We start from the raw sequence: 15,126 nt of genomic DNA, 5'->3' as shown, positions 1-15,126 counted from the left end.
CCGACCCCGACCCCGACCTTCGGGTCACGAACCCGTCGGCCTGGTCTCCCCGTTGCCCGTGATGGCCGTGCGCTCCAACCGGTCCAGCAGCGAGCCCCGTTCCGGCACCGCCTGGAGCGCGATCTCCTTCCCGTAACGGATGCGGGTGAACGTCTCCGGGAGCCGGCCCGCCAACCTGCGTTGCGCGATCCACCCCAGCCACAACGCCACCAGAAGACCGTTGGCCACGCCCACCGGGAGCGCCGCCCAGGGCGTCCCGGCCATACCGAGGAACACCGCGGCCAGGACCGTCGGGACGCACAACAACGGCAGGGCGGCCAGGGACAGCCACACCTGGACCTGATTGTCACCGCTGTCGTTGGCGTCCACCCGCGACCGCGGGTCCACACCGGGGGACAGGGCGACCACCGACAACAACAGGGACAGCCCCGCACCCGCCCCGAACACCGCGAACAGGCCGGTCAGGACGTACGGCCAGGCCCAGTGCGCACCGGTGAGCCCGACGAACAGCGCGCTCAGCGCCAGCGCGCCCGGCACGCCCAGCGCCAGGATCGCGATCTGGCGGCCGCGCACGTCCGCCCGCGCCGTGTCGGGCCTCTGACCCACCACCGTCAACCACAGCGCCGTCCCGTCGTGGCCGTACATGTTCGCGGTCGACAACGCCATCATGAACGCGCAGGTCACCCCGGCGAACGGCGCGAAGGACGAGTACAGGTCGCTCGACCACGTCAGCAGACCGATGAACAGTCCCGCCCACAACGAGGCACGCACCTCCAGACCCCGCCACGGATCGCGCCACCACTGACGCAGTTCCTTGCCGATCACCGCGCCCAACGGTGTGTCCGGCAGCAGGGACCGGGCCGGACGGGAGAGCGGTCGCGCACCCAGGGGGCGCCGACGCCGACGCATCCCGCGCGCCGTCACCCGGGGCGCCAACAGCGCCGACGTGACCACCACCAGCACCGACGCCAGCAGTATCGAGGCGGCCAGCCACCCCAGCGCCGGTCCCCACGCGCCCGCGGCCGTCGCCGTCACCGCGTGCACCGGCCACGACGTGGGCAGGGCCGCCAGGACCGCGCCCGTCGTCCCCTCGCCCAGACCGTTCGCGCGCAGTGCGAGCGTCGCCGCCAGCGCGGGCTGCACCGCCATCCACCCGAAGAAGAGCAGCGCCATGATCAACCCCCACTGCACCGAGGCGATCTCCACGCCCAGCCGCGAGAGCATGGCCGCGCCCAGCGCGCGGAACACCAACCGGGACAGGGCGATGACCGAGATCCACAACGCCAGTACGGCCGGCACCGCCACCAGCGCGGCCGCCACCGAGAACGCGGCGCCGTGCCACACCAGCGCGGCCGCCGCGACCAGGGTCAGGGCCGGACCGATGTCGACGAACATGGTCGCCAGCAACAGCGCGCCCACCCTGCGGCGGTCCAACGGCAACAGGGAGAAGTACTGCGAACGCAGCACGCCGGTGCCGTTGGCGATCGTGGGGCCCAGCGCCCAGGACGCGGCCCACACCGCGAAGGCCAGGCACAGCAGTTCGGACCGGACCTCGTCGTTCGCGGCGGACACGGCGAAGTACCAGGTCAGGCCGGTTCCCAGCAGAATGAGGGCCAGCCCCAGCACGCGCATCCCGGTGAAGGAGTGGCGCATCAGCGCGAACTTCAACCGGATCAGGACGACAGCCATGCCAGCTCCCCCTCCCCGACCTCGCGCGCGCCGACCAGTCGCACGAAGGTGTCCTCCAAGGTGACGTCGGATCCGCGCACCTCCTCCAGGGAACCGTCGGCCAGCACCCGGCCCCGGGCGATGATGGCCACCCGGTCGGCGAGCTGCTCCACCAGGGCCATCACGTGGCTGGAGATGATCACGGTGCCGCCGCCGTCGGTGAACCGGCGCAGGATCGCGGTGAGGACCCGCGCGGACACCGGGTCGACCGCCTCGTAGGGTTCGTCCAGCACCAGCACCCGGGGCGCGTGCAGCAGGGCCGTGGCCAGGCCGATCTTCTTGCGCATGCCGGTGGAGTACTCCGCGACCAGGACGCCCTTGTCGTCGGCCTCGTCCAACTCCAGCACCCGCAACAGCTCCCGTGCCCGCTCCCGGACCAGGTCCCGGCCGAGGCCGCGCAGCCCGCCCCAGTAGGTCAGCAGTTCGCCGCCGGTCAGTCGCTCGGGCAGGGACAACCCGTCGGGCAGCACCCCGAGCAGGCGCTTGGCCGCCACCGGGTCCGACCACACGTCCACGCCCAGGACCCGGGCGGTACCCGAGTCGGGGCGCAGCAGACCGACGGTCATGGACAACGAGGTCGTCTTGCCGGCGCCGTTGGGACCCACCAGGCCGAGCATGGATCCGCGCGGCACGGACAGGCTCACGCCGTCGGCCGCCCTCGTCTCGTTGAAGGTCTTGGTCAGCCCGTCCAACTCCAGGGCGGGCACGTCGTCGCTCGTCATGTTCCGATCGTCACGCCCACGACCGTCCCGGCGCATCGGCCGATCGGTCGCGATCGCCCGGAGGAGGGTCGTCCGATCGGACGACCCCGGGATCCCGTGCCCCGGAACCCCGACCCCGGACCCGACCCCGATCCCGGAACCCCCGATTCCGGACCCGGCCCCAGCACCCCCGGGCCCCGGACCCGGAACCCCCGGACTTCGGACCCGACCCCGATCCCGGAACCCCGGGCCCGGATCCGCTCCGGACGCCCCGGGGCCGCCGTCCCCGGGAGAAGATCGTCCTTTCGGCCGAGGCGCCGCCCCGGTGACCGCCCTAGGCTGAAAGTGGCCGGACCAGGCCGAGAACCAGCCGGGGAACGCCAGGAGGAGGCGGGATGACCGACACCGACGTCCACCCCTCCGGCTCCACGTCCCCGCCCCCGGACCGGAGGACACCCCCTCCCGAGGCCATGGCCCGACCCACCGCTCCGGGGTCGGCGGAGGCCGTCGTCCCCGAGGCACCTCCGCGGGGGACGCCCGAGGGTGATGGGCCGGTGCGGAGCCCCGCCGTGGGTGTGCGTGCGTCGGGGCCTGTCGAGGAGAGGTTCAGGGGGGAGGGCCCCCGGAAGTGGTGGCGGGTGTTGACGCGCACCGTCCTGCCGCTCGTGGCGGCGCTGGCCTTCGCGGCCTACTACGCCCTCGCCTACCGGAACGGCCTGTACTCCTACGTTCCCGGACCGCTGGCCGTGGTCGACGTGGCCCTGGGGCTGACCTTCTCCTGGGCGCTCCTCTGGCGCACCCGCCACCCGCTGGGGGTGGCCGCGGCCATCGGACTGGCCTCGGCGGTCTCCAGCTCCGTACTGGTCGCGTTGATCATCGCCCTGGTGGGACTCGCGGCCCTGCGCCCCTGGTGGCAGGCGGCCGCGGTCTCCGTGGGCACGCTGGCGGCGGGGCTGCCCTGGTTCCTCCTCGTCCCGCCCGAGTCCCAGCGGTACTCGGCGATCGTGGTGGCCGTGCTCCTGTTGCTGGGCTGCGTGGGCTGGGGACTGGCCATCGGTTCCCGGCGCCGATTGGTCGACCGGCTGCGCGAGGACGTGCTGCGCGCCCGCGCCGACCGGGACCGCAGATCGGCCGAGGCCCGGGCCGACGAACGCCGTCGTATCGCCCGTGAGATGCACGACGTCCTCGCCCACCGGATGTCCCTGCTGTCGGTGCACGCCGGCGCTTTGGCCTACCGGGTCCGCAGGGCCGAGCAGGGGCAGGCGCCCCCGCCGACCGGCCAGGAACTCGGAGACGCACTCGGAGTCATCCGGGAGAACGCCCACCGGGCGTTGGACGAACTCGGCGGCATCCTGGAGGTTCTGCGCTCCACCGACACCGACCCGGGGGAGGGGTACGCGGACACCACCGCGCCCCAGCCCACCCTGACCGACGTGGCCCGACTGATCCGGGAGGCCACCGACTCCGGGCAGCGGGTGACCGCGCGCCTGAACGTCCCCGACACCGCCCCCGTCGGCCACGTGGCCCGTACCGTCTACCGCGTGGTGCAGGAAGGGCTCACCAACGCTCGCAAGCACGCCCCCGGTGCCAGGGTGGAGGTGTGCGTCGAGGGGACGCCGGGGCGGGGGTTGACCGTGTCGGTGCGCAACCCGCTGCCGTTGGGGGTGGTGGCCGGCGAGATCCCCGGTGCGGGTGCCGGGCTCACCGGTCTGGCCGAGCGGGTCGCCCTGGACGGCGGCACCTTCGTGCACGGCCCCGAGGAGGGGACCTTCCACCTCACCGCCGAGCTGCCCTGGTCCGAGGTGGTGTCACCCGGTCGACCATCCGGGGTCGGGTGCCCGGCAGCCCTCTGAAGGTCGGTCACTCGGGGTGCGCCCGGTGGTCCCACCATCGAGCCGGCCCGGTCCGATGCCGTGCGGTTCGGTCGACCATCCGGGGTCGGGGCCCGGTCGCCACCCGGTCCGGGTCCGATCGTGGCGCGGCCCCCGACATCACCGGAGGACACCCGTCCGGGATGCCATAGTTGGGGAGTGGACACACCCGTGCGCGTTCTCCTCGTCGACGACGACCCGCTGGTGCGGACCGGTCTGCGCCTCATGTTCTCCGCCGCCCCCGACCTCACCGTGGTCGGGGAGGCCGCCGACGGGGAGGAGGTCGAGGCGGCCGTGGCCGCGCACCGGCCCCACGTGGTGCTCATGGACGTGCGCATGCCCGGCCTGGACGGCATCGCCGCCACCGCGGCGCTGCGCGCCGGCGCGCCCGGCGCCCCCCAGGTCATCGTCCTCACCACCTTCGATGCCGACGCCACCGTCGCGCGGGCACTGCGCGCCGGCGCGGCCGGTTACCTGCTCAAGCACACCGAACCCGAACGCATCGTGGAGGCGGTGCACCGGGCCGCCGCCGGCGAACCGGTGCTCTCGCCCGCCGTGGCCCGCGCTCTGATGGACCGGGTCGCCGCCACCGACCCCGGCGAACGGCGCGGCGCCACCGAACGCCGCCGCACCGCCCGGGACCGCCTGGCCCTGTTGACCGACCGCGAACGCGAAGTGGCCGAGGCGGTCACCGCAGGGCTGTCCAACATCGAGATCACCCGGGCGTTGCACATGTCCCTGGGCACGGTGAAGGCGCACATCTCCAACGCGCTCACCAAACTCGACCTGACCGGCCGGGTCCAGTTGGCGCTGCTCGCCCACGACGCCCGCGACTCCGACTGACCGACCCCGGCCGGACCCGGACCGCCGACACCCCACCGTCGAGGGGACGCGCACCGTCCCGTCCCATCGGCACCCGACCCGGGTGCCCGGCCCCGTTCCGCCTCGGCGATGACGGGCGTCGGTCCGCGCGCCGTTCTTCGCACCGCCGTGGGCGGCCGGTCGAGCGGGCCGGAGGCCGGGCCGACGATGACGATCACAGGCGGGCCGACTCGCGGTGGAAGGCCACCCCCTGACCGACGATGAGACCGGCGGTGGCCACCGCGTAGGCGATCCACACCCCGGCGAGCCCGCCCACGGCGGCGGCCGGAACCGCCGCCGCGCACAACAGCCCGTAGCAGACCGCGAACGTGTACATCGAGTACCGCGCCCGCTTGAGCCCCAACAGCCCCATCCCGGGCAGTGCCTGGACGGCGTCGGCGATCACGACCGCCGACAACACCGGCAACAGCCCGATCACCGCCTCCCGTACCGACGGATCGGGCGTGAACATCCCGACCACCGTTCCGGCCAGGACCCACAGGAGCGCCAAGGCCACCGCCACCACCGGCACCGCCACCACGTATCCGGCGGTGACGGAGCGGCGCACCTCCACCGACGACCCCTTCCCGGCGGCCCGCGCCGTGAACGGGATGCTCGACTGGCCCACCGCGACCGCCGGGATGAACACGAGGTTCGCGATGACCACCAACAGTTGGTGGGCGGCGGCCTGCTCCGTGCCGATCCGGGCCACCACCAGCCCCAGCAGGCTCAACGTCCCGAACTTGATGAGCAGCGTGGACCCGGTGGGCAGACCCACCCGGGCGATCCTCACGACGCCCGCCCACCCGGGCGTCCCCGGTCCCACCGGCTGCCCGCGCAGCACGGTCCGTCGGCGTGAGACGTACAGGAACAGGGCGGCCATGACAGAGCCGTTCACGGCCATCGCCAGCGCCGCCCCGGTCAGTCCCAGCCCCGGGACCGGGCCGGCCCCCAGCACGAGGACCGGGGTCACCGTGATCGCCAGAGCGGCGTCGACCAGGCTCAGGACCATCACCGACCGGTTCCGTCCCAGCCCGATGAGGAGTACGGTCACCGACGTCTTGAACGCGGCGGCGATCATGCCCAGGCCGACCAGCATCGGGGGCACGGTGCCCAGCGCGACCAGGGTGGGTTCGGCCACCCCGATCACCCGGGCCCACAGCGGGGTCAGGGCCAGGACCACGCCGCCCGCGCCGCCCAGGACCAGGGCCAGCCAGGTGGAGTCGCGCACCACCGGGGCCAGCGCCGCCGGATCGTCCTCGTTCTCGGCGATGAAGGGCATCGAGCCGCGCAACGCCCCCTGCACCACCATCAGCAGCGGAGCGAAGACCGCGATGACCAGCGCGTAGGCGGCCAGGTCGGCGGTGGCGACGTTGCCGATCACCCCGGCGGTGACCATGTTCCCGGCCATGCCGGCCAGCATCGAGAAGGAGAGGGGGAGGGCCTTGCCCCCCAGGGTCCGGGTGAGTTCTCCCAGCGGCGCCACGGGTCCGCTCGTTCCGACGGGGGTCGGTGGTTCCGTGCTCACGGCGGGGTCTCCCGGGGTGGTTCCCAACGACTCCCGGAGAACGTAGCACCCTTTCTCATGACATGCGAAATAAATGGATTGACAAAAGAAATCTCATATCATGGCGTAAAGTCACGAGAAAGGCTTTTCCGGTGTCCGGTTCCGGTCGCCCTTCGGCGGGGGCGGTCGGAGGGAAGCCCGGTCGGGCCGATAGCGTTGACCGTGGTGCGGGCCGAAGGATCGGTCCGCCGTCGATGGAGGAGGCGTCGTCCCGTGTCAGAAAAGCGCGTCTTGTGGTCCAAGCAGGTTCCCGAGATCTATTCCAAACTCGACGAGGTCGACGGGCTCGTCGCCGAGCACCTCGACATCACCCTGCTCGAACTGGTGAAGCTGCGTTCGTCCATCCTCAACGGCTGCTCCTTCTGCGTGGACCTGCACACGCGGAGGGCGCTGAAGGAGGGCGAGTCCCAGCAGCGCCTGTTCCTGGTGTCCGCCTGGTACGAGGCGGGCGAGGTCTTCACCGACGCCGAGCGGGCGGCGCTGGCGCTCACCGACGAGATGACCCGGCTGGGCGATCACGGCGTCTCGGACGAGGTCTACGACGCGGCGGCCGAGCACTTCGACGACAAGCGGTTGGCGGCGTTGAAGGTCGCGATCTCGATGATCAACCTCTACAACCGGCTGGCGGTCAGCTCCCACCTGCATCCCCGCCCCCGTAAGGGCTGAGCGTCTTTCAGGGGCGTATCCGGGGAGGCGTCCCGGTGTTACGCTCGCATGTGTTCTAGATCACATGTGAGCGTAGGACGACCGTCAGGAGCCCTCCGTGCCCCCAGCCGTCTCCCCGGACCACACCCTCGCGCATCTCCTCGAACACAACGCCACCGCCCACCCCGACCTCCCGGCGCTGTCCTGGCGGGACGGTACGGACTGGGCCACCCTCACCTGGGCCGAGGTGAACGCGGCCGTCGCCCGCCTCGCCCAGGGGTACGCGTTCCTCGGGCTCGCCCCGGGCGACCGCGCCCTCCTCATGATGGGCAACCGACCCGAGCACTGGCTCTCCGACCTGGCCCTCGTCCACATCGGCGCGATCCCCACCACCGTCTACGACACCGCCGCCCCCGAACAGGTCGCCTACATCGTCCGGCACAGCCGGGCCAAGGTCGCCATCGTCGAGAGCGCCGAGGTCGCCGCCGCCTGGGAGCCCCTGGTCGCCGACCCCGGAACGGCACTGGAATCCCTGGTCGTGGTCTCGGGCGCCGATCCCGCGCGCGGCCACCTCGACTACGTTCCGCTGGCCGCCACCCCGGCGGGGGACGCCTTCGAACGCCGCCACGACCTGAAACCCGACGACCTGCTCACCGTCGTCTACACCTCCGGCACCACGGGCGATCCCAAGGGCGTCGCGGTGACCCATCGACGGATGCTCGCCAACCTGGCGGCCCTGAACTCCCTGGTCGACCTGCCCGAGCACGTCGACCACATCTGCTACCTGCCCCTGGCCCACATCGCCGAACGGGACCTGGGACTGTACCTGCCGCTGCTGCGCGCCTCCCACGTGTGGATGTGCGACGACCCCGCCCGGCTGGTCGAGACGCTCCGGCACGTGCGCCCGGCCCAGTTCTTCGGTGTGCCCCGGGTGTGGGAGAAGCTGACCTCGGCCCTGCGGGCGGGCATCGCCGCGCTGCCCGAGGAGTACCGGGCCGGAATCGAGTCGGCAATGGAGGTGGGCGCGGAGCACACCGCCCGCCTCGAACGCGGTGAACCGATCCCCGACGACCTCGCCGAACGGTTCGCCGCGGTCGGCGAACTCGCCCTGACCCCGATCCTGGAGAAGGTCGGGCTGGACCGGGTGGTGTGGGCCTCCAGCGCCTCCGCCCCCATGCCCCAGGACGCGGTGCGCTTCTGGGCGGGTCTGGGCGTTCCGATCATGGACGCCTGGGGACTCACCGAGTCCCTCGGCGTGGCCACCGTCAACACCCCCACCGCCGGGTTCCGGCTGGGATCGGTGGGCCGGCCGCTCGACACCGTGGAGGTCCGGGTCACCGAGGACGGGGAGGTGCTGCTGCGCGGTGAGACGGTGTTCGACGGGTACGTGGACGCCGACGGCACCGTACGGTCCGCCGCCGATGCCGACGGGTGGTTCGCCACCGGCGACATCGGCCGGTTGGACGAGGACGGCCACCTGTGGATCACCGACCGCAAGAAGGAGATCATCATCACCAGCGGGGGCAAGAACGTCTCGCCCGCCCTGGTGGAGAACACCCTCAAGGAGCACCCGCTCGTCGGGCAGGTCTACGCGCACGGCGACCGGCGCCCCTACCTGGTGGCCCTGGTGGTGCCCGATCGCGAGATCACCCCGGTATGGGCGGCCGCCCGGGGCATCGACACCGGCGGGGACTGGGCCGAACTCGTCGCCCACCCGGAGGTGCGGGCCGAGCTGGAGCGCGCCGTCGCCGAGGCCAACGCCCGGCTCAACCGGGCCGAGCAGGTCAAACGCCACCGGGTGCTGGCGGGGGAGTGGGGCCCGGACACGGGAGAACTCACCCCCTCGCTGAAACTCCGGCGGCGCGTCATCCGCGACAAGTACGCGACGGAGCTGAACGACCTCTACGGGGAGTCGGCTCCCCTGTCGTGAGGGTTCCGGCCCGTCGCCGGGCGTCCGACCGGTCCGGATCGTCCGGGGCGCGGCCTTCGCCTCGAAGAGGCGGTCCGGACGGACTCCGCGGCGGCGCCCCCTTCTGCGTGCCCTCCCCGGTCAGCCGGTGGTCTGTCCGTGCTCGGTGGTCTGTTCGGGGGACCGGGCCGGGCGCGGTGCCTCGTGCGCCGCCCGGTGTCCGCTCCGGTAGACCGACTCGTCGGTGGCGGTCCGGGGGGACGTCCCGCCGCCCTCGGCCCGGTTCCTGTCGGGCCAGCCGGCGGTCAGACCGAAGATCACCAGCAGGTCGATGGCGATGGCCATCATCGACCACAGCGGCATGGCCATGACGAACGCCATCTGGGCCAAGGCGTTGAGGCAGGCCAGGACGATGGCGAAGACCCGCGCCCAGGTGCTGCCGGACAGCACGGCCAGACCCGCGACGACCAGGACCGCACCCCACAGGCCGAGCAGGACGCCCCAGGAGTCGTATGCCATGACGAGCATCTCCGAAGACCCGACGACGTAGTACTCCGGCGTGAACAGGGCGACCATGCCCTGGATGACGTTGACCAGGCCGATGACGATCAGCAGGGTCGCGACGAAGTACTGCCAGCCGTTGGCCGAATCCACGCGCATGTCGTCTCCTCACCGGCCGGAACCGGTCTGTCCGTGTTCCGACCCATCGGACGTGACGGAGAACGCGGGACCGCGCTCCGCTCCTTCATGATCTTCCGGTCTCGGTCAGCGACGCGCCAACGGTCCGCACTCATCGGGCAAAGACGGCCTGGGCGCGTCTCTTTTCTATGAACTTACGTAATTACGGATTTTCGTGTACGGTGCAGGGGTGGCAGAGCACACGACAGAACAACGCCTGGCCGCACTGGAGGCCCGGGTCGCCGCGCTGGAGGAACGCGCGTCGGCGACGACCGCCGACGGGCGGGAGGCCGCGCCCGCCGCCGGGGGCGATCCGTTCTTCGCCCTCAACGCCCTCAAGGAGCGGGTGGACGGCGACGGCGGAGTGGTCTTCGCCGGCGTCATCGGCTCCGGGGACGACACCGTCGAATGGCAGCAGGCACTGCCCACCTCACGCCTGGCCGAAGAGGACTGGTCCCGCCGTGCCGGCGCCCTGGACGCCCTGGGGCATCCGGTCCGCCTCCATCTCCTGCGCGCGGTGTGGAACGGCACCGACACCGTCGCCGCCCTGGCCGAACGCGCCGACTTCGGCACGACCGGTCAGATCTACCACCACGTCAACCTCCTGGTCGCCGCCGGTTGGCTCACCACCGTCCGGCGCGGCCGTTACACCGTGCCCCCCGAACGCCTCGTCCCGCTGCTGGTCATCCTGACCGCCGCGGGCGGGCTCACCTGATACGAGGGAAGAGGACCCGTGCGAACCCGGACCATCGTGGCGGCCTGCCTGGCCGCCCTCCTGGTCATCGCCGTCGGAGTGGCGGTCGCCCCGCGCGTCCCGACGCTGTCCACCGCCGAGACCGGTGACCCGGACCTGCTCGACCGCGCCCGCGACCTGTACTCCGACGGCCCCCGCGACCTGCTCGGAGTCGTCGAGATCGACGGCGGGACCACCTCCGCCGCCCACTTCGGCGGCGACGGGGACACCGACTACGAGATCGGTTCGATCAGCAAGGTCATGACCGCCCTGCTCCTGGCCGACGCCATCGAGCGCGGTGAGGTCACCGAGGAGACCTCGCTCGGCGAACTGCTCGACCTCGGCGACGCCCCGGCGGAGGACGTGGTCCTCGTCGAACTGGCCTCCCACCGCTCCGGGCTACCCCGACTCGCGTCCCGGCCCCAGGACGTGATCCTGACCGCGACCGCCGCCAACCTCGGCCGTGACCCCTACCGCGTCGACGTTCCCACCCTGCTCGACCAGGCACGCGCCGCCCGACTCACCGACCGGGGCGAGCCCCGCTACTCCAACCTCGGGTTCGCGCTGCTGGGGCAGGCGCTGGCCGAGGCGGCCGGCACCGACTACGCGACCCTGCTGCGCGAACGCGTCCTCGATCCGATCGGCATGGACGACACGTACCTGCCCGTCGACGGTACGGAACTGCCCGCCGACGCCACCCTCGGCCACACCGACCGGGGCCGTACCGCCGCGCCGTGGCTGGCCATGGCCTACGCTCCCGCCGGCGGGGTCCGTTCCACCACGGCCGACATGGAGCGCTTCGCCCGAGCCCTGCTCGACGGCACCGCCCCGGGCATGGCCGCGCTCGAACCGCGGTGGGCCGACGGCGAGGACCGCGTCGGCTACGCCTGGGTCGTCACCGACGTCGAGGGCACCGAGGTGACCTGGCACAACGGCGGCACCGGCGGCTTCGTCTCCATGCTGGCCCTGGACCGTGAGGCCGACCGCGCGGTGGTGGTGCTCTCCAACACCACCACGGACGTCGAGGGCGAGGCCGTGCGCCTCCTCACCGGAAAGGACTGGGCGTGATCTCCTCTGTGATCCCCATCGTCATCGGTTCCGTCCTGTGCCTGTGGTGGGCGCTGGCCGTCGTGACCACCGGGTTGGCCGTCCGCCCGGGACGCCTCGTCGACCGCTGGGACGCGGTGTCCCGGGTGGCCTCGCTGGCCTTCGTCATGGCCCTGTGCCTGGTCGTCGTCACATGGACACTCGTTCCGGTCGCACTGTGGTACCTGCTCACCGTCCTGACCGCGGCGGTCGTCGCGGCCGTCGTCCTGCGGGCGGTGGACCTGCCGACCCGGGGCGAGGACTCCGCGGCTCCCACGCGCCGGGCCTCGGCCATCGGCAACACGGCGCTGGCGATCGCGGTCGCCGCCGGACTCCTCCTGGTGCTCCCCTGAGAATGCGTGGGAGAGAAGGGCGGACGAAAGAATGCGATATGCAGAGAAATGTCGAGTTGATCTCCTTGTATGAGGGGTGAGCTGGGAGGATCCCCGCCGAAAAGGCGGGGATCCCTTTCCTCGGAAGGCCCGCGCGACGGTCGAATGTGGTCTACGGTGAAAATCGTCCGTCCGCGCGTTCCCCGGCGAACGCCGAGTCCGGCCGAACGCGCGGTGGGACTCCGTGCCGTTCGACCCGCCCGCGAGGACCTGCACCCATGCCGATCGACTCCCGCGACCGGAGCCGGACCCTCCCCCACCCCGCACATCAGGCTCTGATCGCCCTCCTCATCACCGCCGCCCTCGTCGCCCCCGCCTGGTCGTGGTCGGTCGCCGTGGTCGGCGATCACGACCGCGCCCTCGTCGCCACGGTGACCGGGGTCTTCGGAGCCGCCCTGTGCGTCGCGCTCACCGTCGCCGCGCATCGGGCCGCGACCCTGCGCGCCGTGCGGGACGGACGGGTCCGGGCCGACGAGATCGCCGAGAGCCTCGAACGCGAGGCCGCCCGCGTGACCGACCACCTCCTGCCCACCCTGGTCGAGGGCGTCCGCGCCGGACGCACCGTTCAGGAGATCCTCGCCGCGCACCCCCCGATCCGGAACGCCGTCCTGGACCGACTCCTGCGCACGACCGGCGGGGAACTCGATCTCGCGGCCCGCCGCGCGGCCCACGCCCGTGCCCTGATCGCCCGCTGCGAACGGCGGATCATCGACCTGGACCGGGTCTGGCTGTCCCTGCTCGTCACCCGCGTCCGTGAGGACCGGTGCACCGCCGTCGAGCACACCGACCGCGAGCACCCGCACGTCCCCACCGGCCATTCCTCCCTCGACGACGCGCTCGCCTCCCTGGCCGACCACGTCCGCGACGAACTCCTGGCCGCCGCCCGTCGCACCGACACGGCCTTGGCCGCCACCGCCGCCTGTGGCGCCCGCCTCCGGGCCGGACTGGAGACGACCGACGCCCGCCTGCGCGTCCTGCGGGAGACCCACGGCGACCGCCCGGAGGTCCGGGAGGACCTCGTGGAGGCGGGCCGTGTCGTCGCCCGTACCGGTCGGATCGCCGACACCCTGGTCACCCTGGCCGGCGGTGGCCCGGGCCGCCGCCACCCCCGCCCCATCGCCCTGGCCGACGCGCTGCGCTCCGCCGGCCGTCGGATCGGCGCCCACCGGCGGGTCCGCGCGCCCCACACCGGGGGTGTCGCCGTACTCGGCCATGCCGCCGAGGCCCTGATCCGTGTCCTCACCGAACTGTTGGACAACGCCACCGTCTTCTCCGGACCCGACACCGACGTGCACGTCCGGGTGGAGGAGGGGGAGAACGGGATCAGCGTCGTGGTGGAGGACGCCGGGCCCGGCATGAGCCGCCGGGAACGGGAGGCGGCCCGAGACCTCGTCACCTCCCCCCGAGGTCTGGAGGGGCTGGACGGCGATCGCACGGGCCTGGCCGTCGTCGGTCTCCTCGCCTCCCGACACCGGTTCGACGTGACCTTCCGAACCTCACCGTACGGCGGGCTCGGTGCCGCCGTCCTGATCCCGCACCACCTGGTCACCGCGGTCCGTCCGGCGCCGTCGGTCATCGTGGCGGAGGAAGGGGCCGGCCGTGTCGCCGGGAGGGCGCTGTGAGCATCTCCGAAGACGACACCTCCGTCCGGCGGCCCCCGACGGCGGACGGGCCCGCCCCGGACGTCGCTCCGGCGAGCAGCGGGCCGCCGCCCCCCTCGCCCGACCACGCCGAAGCGCTCCGCCTCCACGGGCCCGAGGCCGAACGGGATCCCGTCGCGCTCTTCGCCCGCCTGCGCGCGCTCGGCCCGGTCGCCCCCGTGTTGCTGGAGGGCGACGTCCCCGCCTGGTTCGTCTCCGGTCCGCGCGAGCTGCGGCAGGTGATGGGCCGCCCGGAATGGTTCTCCCGGGACTGCCGGCGGTGGAACCACCGGGACCGGATCGGTGCCGATCACCCGCTCCGTCCCCACGTGACGTGGACGCCGGCGCTCACCTTCGCCGAAGGGGCCGAACACCGGGCCCGGGTCGACGCGATCGGCGACGCCTTGGCCGCCGTCGACCGGATCGACCTGCGCGACCTCTCCCATCGGGTCGCCGGCCACCTCGTGGACCGCTTCGCCGGCCGGGGGACGGCCGACCTGGTCGTCGACTACGCCCGGCACGTCCCGGCCCGGGTGCTGGCCCGCCTGTACGGCATCGCCGAGGACTCCGCGCCGATCGCCGACCTCATCGCCGCCGCGATCCCCGACCCCGGGGCGGGGCCGGCGCGTCGACGGCTCCACGGGCACCTCGTCGAACTCGTGCGCGATCGCCGCCGCCTGCCGCGCGCGGACGTGCCCTCCCGGCTCGCGTCCCACCGAAGGGCCGCCTCCACGGAGGAGGTGGCCCTGGACCTGCTGCTCATCTCGACGGCGTGGCAGACGTCCACCGCCGACTGGATCGCCGACACCCTGCGGCTGACCCTGGTGGACGCCGCGTTCGCGGCGGACCTGGGGGCGGGGCGGATCACGGTCTCGCGGGCGCTCGACGAGGTGCTGTGGCGGGACACACCGGCCCGCAACGTCCTCGGCCGGTGGGCGGTGCAGGACTGCGAACTGGGCGGTCGCCGGATCCGACGGGGCGACCTGCTCGTAGTGGGACTGGCGGCGGCCGGTATGGACCGGCCGGCCGGCGAACGCCCCCGGCTGTTCTTCGGCCACGGTGAGCAGGGCTGCCCCCACCCCGCGCCCCGGATGGCGGCGACCATCGCCGGGACGGCGGTGGAGGTGCTGCTGGACCGCCTGCCCGACATGTGGTCGACACCGTCCCCGCGCGGGTCGGACCGCAGGCCCTCTCCGTGGGCGGGCGGCCCCCTCCACCTGCCGGTGACCTTCGGCCCCCGGAGGACGTGACGCCGGCCCGCGCCCTGGGGAAGAGGGCGCGGGCCGGGTGTCGGTCCGTCGTGCGGGTCGGTTCC

Annotated in this window: 13 protein-coding genes; 9 read left to right on the top strand and 4 right to left on the bottom strand. The window is 72.9% G+C overall.

Annotated elements, in window-relative coordinates:
- Nucleotides 1–24: 24 nt before the first annotated feature.
- Together PWG71_RS14470 and PWG71_RS14465 are read right to left on the bottom strand one after the other, a co-directional pair.
- The gene (locus tag PWG71_RS14470; RefSeq protein ID WP_274810231.1) at nucleotides 25–1,689 is read right to left on the bottom strand and encodes a hypothetical protein; all 1,665 of its coding nucleotides are present in this window, start codon (nucleotides 1,687–1,689) and stop codon (nucleotides 25–27) included.
- The gene (locus tag PWG71_RS14465) at nucleotides 1,674–2,450 is read right to left on the bottom strand and encodes an ABC transporter ATP-binding protein (RefSeq protein WP_274810230.1); all 777 of its coding nucleotides are present in this window, start codon (nucleotides 2,448–2,450) and stop codon (nucleotides 1,674–1,676) included. The genes PWG71_RS14470 and PWG71_RS14465 overlap by 16 nt, the downstream gene beginning before the upstream one ends.
- Before the next feature lie 617 nt (nucleotides 2,451–3,067).
- On the opposite strand from PWG71_RS14465, the gene PWG71_RS14460 reads away from it, so the two are divergent.
- Together PWG71_RS14460 and PWG71_RS14455 are read left to right on the top strand one after the other, a co-directional pair.
- The gene (locus PWG71_RS14460) at nucleotides 3,068–4,282 is read left to right on the top strand and encodes a histidine kinase (RefSeq protein WP_446725029.1); all 1,215 of its coding nucleotides are present in this window, start codon (nucleotides 3,068–3,070) and stop codon (nucleotides 4,280–4,282) included.
- Between the two features lie 177 nt (nucleotides 4,283–4,459).
- Nucleotides 4,460–5,143, top strand: a complete 684-nt coding sequence (locus tag PWG71_RS14455) for a response regulator (protein ID WP_274810228.1) — start codon at nucleotides 4,460–4,462, stop codon at nucleotides 5,141–5,143.
- A gap of 193 nt (nucleotides 5,144–5,336) precedes the next feature.
- Here PWG71_RS14455 and PWG71_RS14450 read toward each other — a convergent pair whose 3' ends face one another.
- On the bottom strand, nucleotides 5,337–6,689 hold the full coding sequence (locus tag PWG71_RS14450) for an MATE family efflux transporter (protein ID WP_274810227.1): 1,353 nt from the start codon (nucleotides 6,687–6,689) through the stop codon (nucleotides 5,337–5,339).
- Nucleotides 6,690–6,941: 252 nt separating this feature from the next.
- On the opposite strand from PWG71_RS14450, the gene PWG71_RS14445 reads away from it, so the two are divergent.
- Entirely contained in the window at nucleotides 6,942–7,394 is a 453-nt protein-coding gene (locus tag PWG71_RS14445; RefSeq protein ID WP_274810226.1) for a carboxymuconolactone decarboxylase family protein, read from the top strand.
- 97 nt (nucleotides 7,395–7,491) lie between these two features.
- Nucleotides 7,492–9,303: an AMP-dependent synthetase/ligase gene (locus PWG71_RS14440; RefSeq protein ID WP_274810225.1), complete on the top strand. Its 1,812-nt coding sequence runs from the start codon at nucleotides 7,492–7,494 to the stop codon at nucleotides 9,301–9,303.
- Between the two features lie 120 nt (nucleotides 9,304–9,423).
- Here the strand turns inward: PWG71_RS14440 and PWG71_RS14435 are convergent, their stop codons facing one another.
- The gene (locus PWG71_RS14435) at nucleotides 9,424–9,942 is read right to left on the bottom strand and encodes a DUF7144 family membrane protein (protein WP_274810224.1); all 519 of its coding nucleotides are present in this window, start codon (nucleotides 9,940–9,942) and stop codon (nucleotides 9,424–9,426) included.
- A gap of 208 nt (nucleotides 9,943–10,150) precedes the next feature.
- Between PWG71_RS14435 and PWG71_RS14430 the strand changes: the two genes are divergently transcribed.
- From PWG71_RS14430 to PWG71_RS14410, 5 genes are all read left to right on the top strand, one after another.
- Nucleotides 10,151–10,675 (top strand): helix-turn-helix domain-containing protein, encoded by a 525-nt coding sequence (locus tag PWG71_RS14430; RefSeq protein ID WP_274810223.1) that lies wholly within the window; start codon nucleotides 10,151–10,153, stop codon nucleotides 10,673–10,675.
- An 18-nt stretch (nucleotides 10,676–10,693) separates the two neighbouring features.
- Nucleotides 10,694–11,761 carry a serine hydrolase domain-containing protein gene (locus tag PWG71_RS14425; protein WP_274810222.1) on the top strand — a complete coding sequence of 356 codons (1,068 nt, stop codon included), beginning with the start codon at nucleotides 10,694–10,696 and terminating at the stop codon, nucleotides 11,759–11,761.
- The gene (locus tag PWG71_RS14420; RefSeq protein ID WP_274810221.1) at nucleotides 11,758–12,132 is read left to right on the top strand and encodes a hypothetical protein; all 375 of its coding nucleotides are present in this window, start codon (nucleotides 11,758–11,760) and stop codon (nucleotides 12,130–12,132) included. The genes PWG71_RS14425 and PWG71_RS14420 overlap by 4 nt, the downstream gene beginning before the upstream one ends.
- A 257-nt stretch (nucleotides 12,133–12,389) precedes the next feature.
- Entirely contained in the window at nucleotides 12,390–13,793 is a 1,404-nt protein-coding gene (locus tag PWG71_RS14415; RefSeq protein WP_274810220.1) for an ATP-binding protein, read from the top strand.
- On the top strand, nucleotides 13,790–15,061 hold the full coding sequence (locus PWG71_RS14410; RefSeq protein ID WP_274810219.1) for a cytochrome P450: 1,272 nt from the start codon (nucleotides 13,790–13,792) through the stop codon (nucleotides 15,059–15,061). The genes PWG71_RS14415 and PWG71_RS14410 overlap by 4 nt, the downstream gene beginning before the upstream one ends.
- Nucleotides 15,062–15,126: the final 65 nt, after the last annotated feature.

Source organism: Nocardiopsis sp. N85, assembly GCF_028882275.1.
Lineage (GTDB): Bacteria > Actinomycetota > Actinomycetes > Streptosporangiales > Streptosporangiaceae > Nocardiopsis > Nocardiopsis lambiniae.
This window is presented reverse-complemented; position numbering and strand designations above follow the sequence as displayed.

Bases quoted from the DNA above. Each gene is read 5' to 3' on its own strand.
- PWG71_RS14470 (WP_274810231.1), bottom strand. From the start codon at position 1,689: ATGGCTGTCGTCCTGATCCGGTTGAAGTTCGCGCTGATGCGCCACTCC.
- PWG71_RS14465 (WP_274810230.1), bottom strand. From the start codon at position 2,450: ATGACGAGCGACGACGTGCCCGCCCTGGAGTTGGACGGGCTGACCAAG.
- PWG71_RS14435 (WP_274810224.1), bottom strand. From the start codon at position 9,942: ATGCGCGTGGATTCGGCCAACGGCTGGCAGTACTTCGTCGCGACCCTG.
- PWG71_RS14415 (WP_274810220.1), top strand. From the start codon at position 12,390: ATGCCGATCGACTCCCGCGACCGGAGCCGGACCCTCCCCCACCCCGCA.